Origin of the sequence: Shewanella vesiculosa (assembly GCF_009994065.1) — a bacterium.
Classification (GTDB): Bacteria; Pseudomonadota; Gammaproteobacteria; order Enterobacterales; family Shewanellaceae; genus Shewanella; species Shewanella vesiculosa.
The window spans coordinates 484,195-497,354 of record NZ_JAACSD010000006.1 but is presented as its reverse complement, the minus strand read 5'-3'; the positions used below and the strand labels follow the sequence as shown (position 1 = coordinate 497,354).

Here is a 13,160-nt window from a genome sequence, read left to right as displayed (position 1 = left end):
AAACTCAGAAACCCGAAAATAACGAGAGTTATAAAATGCAAAATTGTGGCAATGGCAATCTGTTTAATTTTCATCGTGCAACATAACGCCCAATTAAGCAGCCCGAAACGCACTGGCTCACTTTCCACATTGCTCTGCAACACCAAACCCGACGCAAACCAAAAGTGCTGAGCGTTGAGGGTCTGCTTGAATTGTTTGTTATACGTTTACTCAAAGGCTGCGCAGTTGAAGCCTTGTAGCATCATGCCTGTATCTTGGTTAATTTTGCTGCTAATAACTTGGTTCATTTTAACAAATGCGGAATATTCTTGGTCGACTCGATTTAAAGGCTTCCCATACAGTACACGTGTATTACCACCATCCGTTGCGACAACTTTATGCCCCCAAACAGGGTCTTCATCTAGCAACAAGTTGTCTTTGATTTCTGTGACTTTGTATTCGACGGCTACGTTTCTGTTTTTATTTATCACATAAACACTATCACCAACCTGAACTTGACTAAATTCATCCCAGCCATGTTGAGAACTCTCTAAGTCAAAGAAAGAACCCGCACCAAATATCTTAGAATGACGTCTATCTGCAATGTTTGAAACTAAATATTTGGACATTTTTCCTCCTAAACGTATAACGCTGCCATAAGCCGCAACCGACCAGAGCGTTTTTTGGGCTAAACTGCCGCTCGCGGCAAGCCCAGAAAACGAGGCGGAAGGGCGTCGGTTTGATGGTTTTGTTAGGCTACTTAAAGCGGGCCTCAATACCTGCGATTGTAGCCTCTCCGTCTGGTGGCAAAAGCAACATCCAACTTCCGTCATGCAACTTTAACTTCTGAACAACATCTTTCTCAACTGATTGATCTTGAATATTCATAGTTAAAGTGTAATTTACGTAGGCGATGTCACCTTTCAAAGCAATTTTAACAACCTCAAAGTATGTAGATTTCATTAACGCTATCAATTGTGGTTGTGCTTTCGCGACAAAATCGTTAAGTCGCTTGTATGCTTCTACATCTGTTAAACTTTTGTATTGCTCAACATTTGAGACGGAGAACAAAGGTAACAACTCCATTTTCGCCTGCTCACGTTTACTTCCTTCGAGAGCGTTTAAAATTGGCGTTCGAAATCGTTTTAAAGCTTCAGGATGCATCATGCTTGACATGATTGCTGTATCATAAACCTGTATTGATTCAAAATACCTATCAACAACACTTTCAACTTCAGACTGATCAGAAGCTTGAACCAATAAGGAAAATACCAGTCCTACAATTAATAAGGAAAAAAACTTCATTACAACTCCTCTCTATAATTTGTAGCCTAACAGCGTATTAGCGAGAATTCCGATAAACATCCTGAGAAGCTCACCAAAACTCAACATCCATACTGCTTTAATTATTAATAATTTTAGTAACTTACCAGCTTAAATAACCCAAATCAATCACCTTTTAGTCTAGGCAAAAGCGAGAATTTAGATAATCGAGAATAATACAAACTCGTTATGTAGAGCAGATATATTAACAAAAATAAGCTAATTCAATTGGGTAGCATTGTCTTTTAGGTGAAACCGAGAATTTTCGCAATTACATAACGAGAAACAACACTGTTGTTCTAACACAAATGAATTATAACTGTATAAAAACAAGGGCTATCCATTTAGCGCCACCAGTGTCAATATGTAGTGATGAAAACTTCATCGTATTTATTAAAAGCTGGTGTAGATTACCCTACAAGTTGGGGCGAATTTGTTGATTGGTTTCATGATGAACAATCCTGCATTAGCTACCTTTACAAACTTCGTTGGCCAAACGGATTCATATGCCCAAGCTGTTCAAGCCATCAATCACCTTATCAGTTAAGTAATGGCAAGTTAAAATGTCATGCTTGTCGTTCTCAGTGTTCAGTAACATCAAGTACACTTTTTGACAAAACAAGAACCCCCATGAAAAGTTGGTTTGCTGCCGTCTGGTTTATTACAAATCAAAAAAATGGTGTCAGCGCTCTTGGAGTTCAAAGGTTATTAGGTCTTGGGAGTTATCAAACCGCTTGGTCATTAATGCACAAGTTAAGGTATGCCATGGTTGATCCTGAAAGGGATAAACTGTCCGGCATCGTAGAGGTTGACGAAACACTAATAGGTGGCGTCGTTCCCCAATCATCTATTAAAAATCAACAGGGTAAGCGTAAGGCTGTAGTTTTGGTAGCAGTTGAGCTGCTATCACGCTCTGGATTTGGCCGGATACGTTTAAGGCAAGTGGAAAGTGCAACCAAAGAACATATCCATCAATTCATTCAAGATGTAATTGAACCTGGTAGTACAATTTGTAGTGATGGCTCTCAAGCATACAAACAAATAGACAAGAAAGGATATAAGCATAACCGAATAGTGCATTTAGGTTCATCTGTACCTGCACATGAAACAATGGCTGGGGTGCATCGAGTCTCATCATTATGTAAAAGATGGCTTTTAGGTACATATCAAGGCGCGGTAAAGGCTAAGCAACTTGATTATTATTTAGATGAGTTTACATTTCGCTTCAATAGAAGAAAGTCAGATTCTCGGGGATTATTATTCTACAGGTTGCTTGAACAAGCAGTGCGTTCTAAGCCGATAACGTACCAATCAATTAAAAATCGATAACCACAATATATAGTGGTTGGTTGTGCTAAGTGGATAGCCCTTATAAAAACACAGTATGCTGTCGCAAAGATTTTATGATGTTAATCGTAGATAAATTTATATCAAAATGGTGCTTTCATAAATTAGCGATAACTAAGTTCGAGCAAAGTTTAAATTGGATGTTCTCTAACAAGGAACGGGGTAAAAACGAGTTAGTTTTCTGGTCTTTAAAAAGGACAGATTCAACTCTGAACTTGAGGCAGTTGAAGAAAATAGCGTGAAGCTCACATGGATGTGAGCTTAGCTTTCGCGGTACAGGTCGTTCCTTGGCATCCTGTCATCACGACATTCGTGAATCCATTCACATCAGATGTACCATTGGGAGCGTTAGCATTTTCGAGTAAGGCTGAAGTAGCTACCCAATAAAGTCAAAAGCTGGATCAATCCCCATGGCGACCTTTTCGCTGCTGTTGTTTAGTAAATAGCGAAAATGTTGCGGGGCGGCTGGGCTAATTCATTTATAAAGAGTAAAGAGGGAATAGCCGTTGATTTCCTCTTGGTCTGGTGTGGGCGAAGCGCCACGACGTTAGTGGCCACAGGCCATAAAAGCAACAAGCAAACACTTGGATCCCGGCTCAAAAGCATTGCCGGAATGACAAAGTATTTGGCCCGTGCAGGGTGGAACCTTGCGATGTTAATTCAAACGAAGTTTGAACAAAAAAGCTGGATCCCGGCTCACAATCATTACCGGGATGACGAGATAAGAAATCGACTATGCCGCCGCGACGGAATAAAGTCTTACTTTCTTACTTTATCCAACGCACCGCAAACTGCATTAATGCCTAAAATAGCCCTTGGGGTGGCCCGATGAAGTAAATCGGCATCGAACTGATATATATGGTGATTTTTTACCGCTGGTAGCTCAGGCCAATCAGACCAATTGATACCTAAAATATTGCCTTCATCCTGGCTTTGTAAGATAACTTCAGCGTCGGTTAGTAAAACATTTTCAATGCTGATTTGTGGGTATTCACTTGCTGCGTCAAAAAACACATTATCACCATGGCAGACCTCAATCAGGTTTTGGATCCAACTGCCTTTAGCAACGGTCATCAGCGGCGTTGACCATAATTGATAGAACACTTTAACGGCCGGCTTAGTTTGATTTTGCAGGGTAATATCAGCTAATTGCTGACGATAATCATCTGCCACTTGTTTGGCTTTAGCGCTATGGCCGGTTAACTGGCCGAGCAGCTCAAGATCTGTCGCAATGTCGGCTAAGTGTTTAGGGTCGCTATTAAACAGGGTAAAACCTAAATCACGTAACTGTTTAATGTCCTCCATTTTGTTGCCACTTTGCCACACCACAATTAAATCAGGATTGAGCTCAATCACTCGCTCGATTTGAATACCATAATAGCCACCTATACTGGGGATATCTTTAGCCGCTTCAGGGAAATCAGCATAATCTGTGGTCGCTAGAATCGACTCACCAGCGCCAATAGCAAACAGCATTTCAACCCCATGGGGCGACAAAGCAATAATCCGCTTAGCCGGCGGTTTATCTTGTAAATCATCTGTGGCCGTCGATGCTGCCGCGGGTAAAACAGGTGATACAGACGATAGTCCTATCACTGTGATGAGCAATAACAATACACGTAGCAAAATACTTTCCTTAATCGAAATGGTTTTTAATGGTGATGATTAACACGAGCAATTGAATGATGTTTTTACCGTTTATTGCGCCAGCTTGTCGGGCCAACCATGCTTATCGATGTAATCGACTAAATTTTTCGGTCGATAATTGCTGTCATTCAACCAGCGTGTTTTAACCGACTGATGTAATAATATTGGCACTAACTCTGGGTCTAGCGATCGTATAAAGCGTTTTTTAACTCGATAAAAGCTACGATATGAATCTTGAATATCCGCCATTGGATTAGGCAATAACGCATCGGCTAAATGTAACTCCACCGTCAAATTAGCCGTTCGCGCTTGGCTTATCATCCACTGTAACGCAATATCAGATAAGGTACTGCCGTCGTCATTAGGTGCAACACTACCACCAATATTACTATGGGCGCCGATAAACCAAACCTGTTGTATGTCTATGCTGGTTCGAGGGGCCCAAATGGTTGGCTCAAAATCGCTGCGATGTTCATCTAGTGCAAGTGCATGACGAGCCACTTTGACATTACGGCCTAATTTGGCATCATAAAACTCATCTTTGTCTTCAAACAAACCGAGAAACGACAGCGGGATCCCCATAGCACCAACAGTATCCCACACGCCAACAAAGGCCACTTCACGTGAAGGATGTGAATGTTGCTGACGAAACTGCACCGAGCGCTCACCATCTGGGGAAAAAGGTTGAGTTTTCATTTTATAGTGGTCGAACGCTTGTTGAATAAGCTTTGCATCTGGGCGAGTAACAATACCGCAATTATTAATCAGGCCACATAAACAGCGAACGGTATAAGCGCCACGGCTAAAACCGAATAGATAAATGTCATCACCAGGCGAATAATTTTGTACGATATAGCGATAAGCATCCATAATATTTTTATGCAGCCCACGACCAGTTGCGCCGCCGATAACAGAATCATAATATGAGCCGATTCCCCAATCGTAAAACACCTGCTGTGGCACACCGTCATCCGCAATGGGTTTGATAGCCCTAGCAAGCTTAAGCACATTAGTGGCGTGATCTTTTTCAAGATCCTTTTCTGGCCGATTCCAGGTGCCATCAGCACAAATAACAATACGTTTTTTCATATCAATCCTTGACACCCAGCATGAACAATAGATGAAGCATAATAGACTAAATGCCTATTTTCACCATCGGAAAAATAACCAATACTCGAAAGTTCACTTAAGTCGATTCGAGTAACTGACCATGATAACAGCAGAACAAAGTGTATTAATGATTGTAGACGTACAAGGCAAACTAGCCCAAGTTATGCAGCAATCAGCTCAACTACACCAAAAACTTGCAGTATTAATTCAAGGTGCGCAACTATTTGAGATTCCGATTATTTGGTTAGAACAATTACCCGATAAATTAGGTCCCACCAGCGAAGAGATCGCACAATTATTAACAAAAACAAGCAAACCCATCGCTAAAGAGCACTTTAGTGCTTGGCATTGTGACGAGTTAAAACAACAACTTAAAGGGTTAAACCGTAATAAGGTTATCCTTGCGGGTATTGAAACCCACGTGTGCGTTTATCAAACCTGTAAAGACTTACTAGACAACGACTATCAAGTGCACCTTGTTGCCGATGCGGTTTCTTCAAGGGGGACAGACAACAAAGTGCTTGGAGTACAAATGATGCTTAATGATGGCGCCCAACTGACCAATGTTGAATCATTACTGTTTGAACTTCAGCATGTCGCCCAAGGTGAACGCTTTAAGGCATTACTTAAATTGATAAAGTAGCCATAAGTTATCAGTATGGGTATGATGTTAAAATAATTATAACAATAACATCATACCGCTATGCACCTATTTGATCGGCCCATCATTATTTTATCTGCGCCCCGCTCAGGCAGCACTTTGTTGTTCGAGGTGTTATCAAAAAGCCAGTCAATATTCACTATTGGTGGTGAAAGCCATGCGCTGATAGAAACTATCCCCAAGCTGAATATTGCCTACCGTAAATTTAGTTCTAATGCCTTAAGTGAGCAGGATATTGATGATGATTTACGACAGTTGTTATTGCAACGCTTTAGCGATGCACTTCAAGATAGCCAGGGCAATAAGCTCAAAAGTGATAGCGATAAGAGTATTCGTTTTTTAGAAAAAACCCCCAAGAATAGTTTGCGGGTAGATTTTTTTAATGCGCTATTTCCTGATGCGTTATTTATCTATCTCGTCAGAGAACCCAAAGAAAATATCAGCAGTATTATGCAAGCTTGGCGCTCGAATAAGTTTGTCACTTATCCTAATTTACCGGGGTGGGATAAACGTAACTGGTCGCTACTGCTTCCTGAAAAATGGCAACAGCTTAATCGCCAGTCATTAGCGTCCATTGCCGCGTTTCAATGGCAAGCCGCTAATGAAGCGATTATGGATTCGTTGCAAAAGATCGACAGCAATCGCTGGTGCATGGTGTCTTACGATCAATTAATTGCAGACCCTGCGAAAACCGTTAAGCAACTCTGTCAATTTACCGCTACAGATTTCGACCCAGCCTTAGCGCAATTATGCAGCAAGCCATTAGCGCATTCTCGCTACACTATATCGACCCCAAAACCAGATAAGTGGCTCGAAAATTACCATGACATTGCCAAAATCTGGTCAAGTACTTGTACAACACTGAACAAAATCAATCATCATTTACGCCAGCGCGGCCATCCAATATATGACACTCAATGGCAGCAACACGACATTGCTAAGCCTGCAGCACTGGCTCCGGAACCCACAAATAAAGTGTTAGCTCAGCCAAACGATCAAAATGTGTCTCGCAACAGTCCCTGCCCTTGTGGTTCGGGCAAACGATTTAAGCAATGTCATGGTCAATTACATTAGCCCAAAAGCGCCAGTATTTGTAAATAGCCAGCAGAACGGGTAAAAATACCTGTGTAGAAAATCATAACGGTAAACGCCGCATTACAGAGAGCCCAATAATGAAGTTACCTCATGAGTTTTATCAATTACCTTTTAGCTTTGATGTCGGTCAATTAACCAAAGAAATCGAGCAATTTACCGGATCAGACTGGGTCACTCATCATGAAGGTTTTCAGGGTAATTCGGCCATTCCGTTAATCTCGGTCAATGGCGAGTTTAACAATGACTTTAAAGGGCCAATGCAGCCCACTGCGGCGTTAGAAAAAAGCCCTTACATCAAACAAATACTCGCTTCATTTGGTGAGGTACTCAGTCGTTCGAGATTAATGCGCTTAGCACCCGGTGCACAAGTGCCACTGCATTCAGACATTAACTACCATTGGTATAAACGCGTTCGAGTGCATATTCCGATTACCACCACCGAACAAGTGCAGTTTTTTTGTCATGATAAACAAGTGCATATGGGCGCCGGCGAGTGTTGGATTTTCGACTCGTGGAAGCTTCACAAAGTAGAGAACAACAGCGACCAATATCGCGTTCATTTAGTGGTTGATTTGGCAGGGTCAAGTCAATTTTGGCGAACGGTATTTAAGCACTCACGTTCAATCGCAGATAATCAATCAACAGCATTAAACAGTCAATTCGTCGGTTTTAACCCAGACTTAGCAGCAAGCTTGATCACAGAGCAATTTAACGCCCCCATTATCATGCCTGTGGCAGAGGTTGAATACTTAACCAATGAGTTGTTAGCTGAGGTCAAACACAATCCTGATAATAGGCTTGCAGAAGTGAATGCATTTTCGTTATTGATAGCTGAGTATGTTGCCGATTGGCGCATGTTGTGGCTGCAATATGAGTGCACTAAAGCCGGTTGGCCGCATTATCATGCGCTACGTGAACAAACCATGATAAAAGCACTACAATGCGCTAAATCACTTCAACTGACCCATTCTGGTTCAGCGGTTAAAGCGTTCGAACAATTGGTTATCGTGGCGTGTATGAATGTTGAACTTAGTGAGCCATTGGCAACGCGTAAACAAGCTATTGCTTCACCAAAAACCTCTCAAGTAAGAGCTAATTCAGCGCCAAAAACAGCGGTAATCAAATCCAGCGACCCGATGATTGAATCTATGATTGCACCGCCATCACGCAATAGCCCTTGCCCTTGCGGCAGTGGCGAGCGCTATAAAGCATGTCACGGTAAGATGAGTTAATAAGACGAAGACCTGCTTAGGTTTATCTGAAAAGTTATAGAAATGGCGCCCTTAGGCGCCATTTCTATAGCGTCAACCAAACGATGGTGTTTTAGCTTGTGGCAATGCCTTACCCCAAGTTTAGATTAACCAAAAAATTGCTGTGCTGCTTTTTTCGCAATGGCATCCAACTCGGCTATTTGCTCAGGTATAAAAGCTTGATATTTGTCTGCCTGACCAATTGCCTTAGGATTCATAGGCTGCCTAACTTGACTAGCGCTAGGTGTTAACACCGCCCGCTCAGACTCATAAAAGGTAAAACATTGCGCTTGAGTCGTTAACTCACAGTAATCCAATATGCGTTGAATTTGTGACTCTGGCTCACGCACTAATTGCTCAAAACAAACATGTAAAATCTCATTAGGGTACAACCTATCCCAATGTTGCATGATGTCTAAATAATGTTGCCAGTAACTTGAAATACCCGCAAACGAATACGAATAATCATGTCCAAAACTGAAATATTGCTTAAATACACTCAAACCATTGTCGACTGTATTACGTACCACATTGATTATTTTTGCTTGAGGAAATAAGGTTTTAATTAGCCCTATGTGTAAAAAGTTATTTGGGTTTTTATCGATTACATACGTTGGTGCATCGCTAAAGTAATGATTCACCTCGGCTAAATAACGTTGGCGGAATTGATCAATATGGCTAGCTGAAAGCTGACTTAATCTAGCCTGATAACCACCCGACATATCCATTTGCAGCGCAAAGCGTTCCATAAACGGTAACTCATCGGTAGCGCCAACATCGCTATGGCACGCCAAAATTTGCTCGACTAAAGTGGTACCAGAACGAGGCATACCAACGATAAAAATCGGTGTTTGGCTAGCCGCTGGCGAGCGATTAATATGCGGCGATGGTGTATGCCCAAGTAGCGACAACACAATATTGGCAAACTGGGTTTGTTTAAACGGTCGGTGAAGCGCCATGATTTGATTGGCTAATAACATCGACTCACACGCTTTTTCGATTTGCTGTGTTTGTTCGTAGGCTTTACACAAAGCAAAATACACCAGCGCTTGATTTTGTTTGCTTAACGACTCATCGGTTACAAAACCTTGTAATAAGGTCAAATCATCAGTGCTGAAACGATACTGCTTTAAATCTGCCAAACTCCAATAACCGACCCCCACTTGCGTTGGGCTTAATTGAATATATTGCTGATAAAAATTGGCTGCTTTTTCTGTATCGCCTTTGGCTTTATAGATATGACCCAAATTAAGCTGCACAGCGGGTTCAGCAAAATCATTTGCCACACACCATTGAAAACATTGTTCCGCTAAGGTCATATCGCCAACTTTAGTCGCGACCAGTCCGAGTTTATAACGGCATTTTGCGTCCTGTGGTAACAAATTAATTAACTGCTCTAAATAAGCTTTAGATAAGAAAAAGTCTTGTTTTACTTCAGCTATAGTCAGCAGCCCCATTAATACTGATACCGTATTCGGTTTAATGGATGCCGCACTGATAAAATAGCTCTCTGCTTGTGCATATTGTTGTTGCTGTAAATGAATATGACCTAGTATGGCTAAGGCTCCGACGTGTTTATCATCGCGCTTAACCACCTTACGAGCATACATTCTGGCCGACGAATAATTTTTTGATTGAAACAGCGATTCCGCTTGGCTCAAATATTGGTCAATAATACTCAAACGAGGGTCCTTTTTATTATAATTAATCCACTATTGTCGACTAAATCTAAGCTCAATCACTTGCCTTAATCACTTAGTTCAATCAGTTCTGTTTCTGTAGAATAACATAAATATCATCAGAATCTTGAGGCAACAAACAGTACCTAAAACCAACCTGAATTAGTGAACGAAATAATTAACTTAAGCGTACAATAGCCATATAGATTTCCCCGTTCACCCGACAAGAGTGAGTTTTGATGAAAAATAATGAAGCCAAAGTACCAACCAGCCGTCTATCTCGATTATCAAAAATGGGTGGGCTGGCTTCACGTTTAGCGGGTAACGTACTTCTTGAAGGCGCCAAACAATTTAGCCAAGGTAAATCGCCATCAATGCAGCAACTGATGATGACCCCCAAAAATATTGGCCATGTAGCAGATAAACTGTCGCAACTACGCGGCGCGGCCATGAAAGTGGGCCAAATGTTGTCAATGGATGCCGGAGACCTAGTGCCTCCTGAATTGGCTGAAATATTGGCTAAGCTGCGCTCTGACGCTAAGGCCATGCCACACAAACAATTAACCCAGTTATTAGTTGAGCATTGGGGCAGCGATTGGATTGCACCGTTTGCCCAATTTGAATTACGCCCTTTTGCTGCGGCATCGATCGGCCAAGTACATTTAGCCTATTTAGATACCGGCGAAAAACTGGCGATAAAAATTCAATACCCAGGTATTCGAGACAGCATCGACAGCGATATCGACAACGTGGCCAGCTTATTAAAAGTCTCGCGGTTAATTCCCGCTAACGTAAAACTCGATACCTTACTCGCTGAAGCAAAAGTGCAGCTGCATAACGAAGCGGACTATCACTTTGAAGCTGAGCAAGTTGCACTTTATCAGCAACAACTGGGCGATAACCCTCACTTCATCGTGCCTAAAGTTTACCCAAAATTGAGTAACAACAGCATTTTATGTATGCAATTTGTTGAAGGCGTGGCGATTGAGTCATTAACCGAATCATCACAAGCAGTGCGCGACCAAATCGCAACGTTACTAATGGAATTGTGCTTTAAAGAGCTATTTGAGTTTAAATTGCTCCAGTCAGATCCTAATTTTGCCAATTTTCAGTACCAAGCAGACACTCAAAAAATCGTCCTATTTGACTTTGGCGCCACCCGCACCATTAGCGACACATTATCGCAAGGTTATCTGCAACTGATGCAAGGTGCGATTGTTGATGATAAACAACAAATGACACAAGCAGCACAACAGATCGGCTTTTTTCAAGACGCCATCGACCCACAACAGAAACAGCTAATTATTGATATTTTCTACCAAGCTTGTGAGCCACTGCGCTTTGATGGTGAATACGATTTTGCTCAAAGCAGTTTAGCTAAACGTATCACTCAGGCAGGTAAAGCCATGAGCACCCAACAAGATGAATGGCATACCCCACCTACTGATGCCATTTTTATTCATCGTAAATTAGCAGGTATGTATTTACTCGCGGCAAAGCTAAAAGCCAAAGTAAACGTCGCTAAATTATTTTCTGTTTATCAAACTCAAATCGGTAAAAAAAATGTGTAACATGTCTACTTAATCTTTATTTTACTCGCCATTTACCATGGCATATATGGACATAGTTATGATTAACCTTACCTTTCACCGCTCATGGCGCATCATGGGCGTAGTTGCATTAATGCTCTGCTTACCCAGTTATGGCCATGAAGCAGAACAAACAACAAACCAAACCGTAAAACCTAGCCTTGAAGGCCAGCTGACTGTATCAAAACTTGCTGATGGAGTGTATTTACATCACTCCTATATGAATGTCAGCAATTTCGGCTTAGTCGAAGCGAACGGCCTTGTTGTGGTTGAAGATAAACAGGCCTATATTATCGATACGCCTTGGACCGACAGTGATACCGCAAAGCTTATTGACTGGATTGCCCAGCAAGGCTTCACCCCAGTTGCCAGTATTTCAACTCATTCCCATCAAGATCGTGCTGGCGGTATCGGTTACCTTAACAGCCAAGGCATTGCGACCACAGTATCTGAAACAACCCAGAAGATTTTAGCTAAAAATGCTAAACCTATCGCTAAAAACACCTTTGGCGGCACACAATACATAATGAAAACGGATTTAGTTGAAGTATATGATCTTGGTGCCGGACATACCGAAGATAACCTTGTGGTATGGCTACCCGCACAAAAAATATTATTTGGCGGATGTTTAATCAAATCGCTGAATTCAAGCGTATTGGGTTATACAGCTGAAGCAGACATGCAAGCTTGGCCATTAACGATTGCCAAGGTACAAGCCCAATTTCCGCAGGTGAAAATGGTAGTACCCGGTCATGGAAAGGTTGGGGATAAAGCATTGCTGACTCACACCATCGCATTACTGAACAACTTAAGCATTTAACATCAAAAAGATAAATCTATTGCGTCGATATGCGATAGCTTATTAACCATTGAGTTCAATTGAACTCGCACAAGGAGAGTTACCATGTTTAGTCACGTTATGATCGGCGTTAATGATATTGATACATCAAAAAAATTCTATGATGCGATTTTAGGTGCATTAGGCCATGCTCCAGGACAAATTGATCCTAAAGGTCGTTGTGTATACATGACAAAGACGGGGATTTTCATACTCACTAAACCGATTAACGGTGAGCCAGCATGCCATGGTAATGGTACAACAATTGGTTTTGCTGCAGAAACACCAGCGTTAGCAGATGCATGGCATGAGGCCGGTTTAGTCAATGGTGGCACCGCGTGTGAAGATGCGCCGGGTATTCGACCTGGCCCTGCATTTGATTTATACCTTGCTTACCTTCGCGATCCAGATGGTAACAAGATATGCGCCTTACACAGAGTGGCAAAGTAATCATCGCTAAGCATTAACCACTATATGGGTGACGTGATTGCACTTCGCCCATTTTTATTTAAATATCAGTGTAAATATCAATTAGCTGACTAATTAATCGATTCAAATAAAATCAAAATCCGAAGCTAACATGCCAATATTTATCAGCAACGGTTTTTTATGGTTAATCCCTTGTGCTCTCTTTTACAGCTA

Annotated in this window: 12 protein-coding genes; 7 read left to right on the top strand and 5 right to left on the bottom strand. The window is 41.7% G+C overall.

Annotated features, from left to right (window positions below):
- Positions 1-206: 206 nt before the first annotated feature.
- Positions 207-608, bottom strand: a complete 402-nt coding sequence (locus GW828_RS08140) for a hypothetical protein (RefSeq protein ID WP_273059237.1) — start codon at positions 606-608, stop codon at positions 207-209.
- Positions 609-735: 127 nt separating this feature from the next.
- Entirely contained in the window at positions 736-1,284 is a 549-nt protein-coding gene (locus GW828_RS08135) for a hypothetical protein (RefSeq protein ID WP_273059239.1), read from the bottom strand.
- Between the two features lie 390 nt (positions 1,285-1,674).
- Between GW828_RS08135 and GW828_RS08130 the strand changes: the two genes are divergently transcribed.
- Positions 1,675-2,631, top strand: a complete 957-nt coding sequence (locus GW828_RS08130; protein WP_109320312.1) for an IS1595 family transposase — start codon at positions 1,675-1,677, stop codon at positions 2,629-2,631.
- Positions 2,632-3,408: 777 nt separating this feature from the next.
- Here the strand turns inward: GW828_RS08130 and GW828_RS08125 are convergent.
- Together GW828_RS08125 and GW828_RS08120 are read right to left on the bottom strand one after the other, a co-directional pair.
- Positions 3,409-4,275 (bottom strand): cobalamin-binding protein, encoded by an 867-nt coding sequence (locus GW828_RS08125; protein ID WP_420542415.1) that lies wholly within the window; start codon positions 4,273-4,275, stop codon positions 3,409-3,411.
- 72 nt (positions 4,276-4,347) lie between these two features.
- Positions 4,348-5,385, bottom strand: coding sequence for a DUF2235 domain-containing protein (locus GW828_RS08120; RefSeq protein ID WP_182722724.1), 1,038 nt, complete (start codon positions 5,383-5,385; stop codon positions 4,348-4,350).
- A gap of 121 nt (positions 5,386-5,506) precedes the next feature.
- On the opposite strand from GW828_RS08120, the gene GW828_RS08115 reads away from it, so the two are divergent.
- The 3 genes from GW828_RS08115 (at position 5,507) to GW828_RS08105 (ending at position 8,394) form a co-directional block, all read left to right on the top strand.
- The gene (locus GW828_RS08115) at positions 5,507-6,049 is read left to right on the top strand and encodes a hydrolase (protein ID WP_273059242.1); all 543 of its coding nucleotides are present in this window, start codon (positions 5,507-5,509) and stop codon (positions 6,047-6,049) included.
- Positions 6,050-6,109: 60 nt separating this feature from the next.
- Positions 6,110-7,141, top strand: coding sequence for a sulfotransferase family protein (locus tag GW828_RS08110; protein WP_273059244.1), 1,032 nt, complete (start codon positions 6,110-6,112; stop codon positions 7,139-7,141).
- 98 nt (positions 7,142-7,239) lie between these two features.
- Positions 7,240-8,394, top strand: coding sequence for an aspartyl/asparaginyl beta-hydroxylase domain-containing protein (locus GW828_RS08105; protein WP_273059246.1), 1,155 nt, complete (start codon positions 7,240-7,242; stop codon positions 8,392-8,394).
- A gap of 125 nt (positions 8,395-8,519) precedes the next feature.
- Here GW828_RS08105 and GW828_RS08100 read toward each other — a convergent pair whose 3' ends face one another.
- Entirely contained in the window at positions 8,520-10,094 is a 1,575-nt protein-coding gene (locus GW828_RS08100) for a tetratricopeptide repeat-containing sulfotransferase family protein (RefSeq protein ID WP_273059248.1), read from the bottom strand.
- Between the two features lie 236 nt (positions 10,095-10,330).
- On the opposite strand from GW828_RS08100, the gene GW828_RS08095 reads away from it, so the two are divergent.
- From GW828_RS08095 to GW828_RS08085, 3 genes are all read left to right on the top strand, one after another.
- On the top strand, positions 10,331-11,662 hold the full coding sequence (locus GW828_RS08095) for an ABC1 kinase family protein (protein ID WP_124015618.1): 1,332 nt from the start codon (positions 10,331-10,333) through the stop codon (positions 11,660-11,662).
- A 58-nt stretch (positions 11,663-11,720) separates the two neighbouring features.
- On the top strand, positions 11,721-12,500 hold the full coding sequence (gene blaDIM, locus GW828_RS08090; protein WP_273059250.1) for a DIM/SIM/IMP family subclass B1 metallo-beta-lactamase: 780 nt from the start codon (positions 11,721-11,723) through the stop codon (positions 12,498-12,500).
- Between the two features lie 84 nt (positions 12,501-12,584).
- The gene (locus tag GW828_RS08085) at positions 12,585-12,968 is read left to right on the top strand and encodes a VOC family protein (protein ID WP_273059252.1); all 384 of its coding nucleotides are present in this window, start codon (positions 12,585-12,587) and stop codon (positions 12,966-12,968) included.
- The last annotated feature ends 192 nt before the right edge of the window (positions 12,969-13,160 follow it).

Excerpts from the sequence above, each read along its gene's own strand:
- GW828_RS08120 (WP_182722724.1), bottom strand. The coding sequence starts at position 5,385 with ATGAAAAAACGTATTGTTATTTGTGCTGATGGCACCTGGAATCGGCCA.
- GW828_RS08130 (WP_109320312.1), top strand. The coding sequence starts at position 1,675 with ATGAAAACTTCATCGTATTTATTAAAAGCTGGTGTAGATTACCCTACA.
- GW828_RS08085 (WP_273059252.1), top strand. The coding sequence starts at position 12,585 with ATGTTTAGTCACGTTATGATCGGCGTTAATGATATTGATACATCAAAA.
- GW828_RS08135 (WP_273059239.1), bottom strand. The coding sequence starts at position 1,284 with ATGAAGTTTTTTTCCTTATTAATTGTAGGACTGGTATTTTCCTTATTG.
- GW828_RS08110 (WP_273059244.1), top strand. The coding sequence starts at position 6,110 with ATGCACCTATTTGATCGGCCCATCATTATTTTATCTGCGCCCCGCTCA.
- GW828_RS08115 (WP_273059242.1), top strand. The coding sequence starts at position 5,507 with ATGATAACAGCAGAACAAAGTGTATTAATGATTGTAGACGTACAAGGC.
- GW828_RS08140 (WP_273059237.1), bottom strand. The coding sequence starts at position 608 with ATGTCCAAATATTTAGTTTCAAACATTGCAGATAGACGTCATTCTAAG.
- blaDIM (WP_273059250.1), top strand. The coding sequence starts at position 11,721 with ATGATTAACCTTACCTTTCACCGCTCATGGCGCATCATGGGCGTAGTT.
- GW828_RS08105 (WP_273059246.1), top strand. The coding sequence starts at position 7,240 with ATGAAGTTACCTCATGAGTTTTATCAATTACCTTTTAGCTTTGATGTC.
- GW828_RS08095 (WP_124015618.1), top strand. The coding sequence starts at position 10,331 with ATGAAAAATAATGAAGCCAAAGTACCAACCAGCCGTCTATCTCGATTA.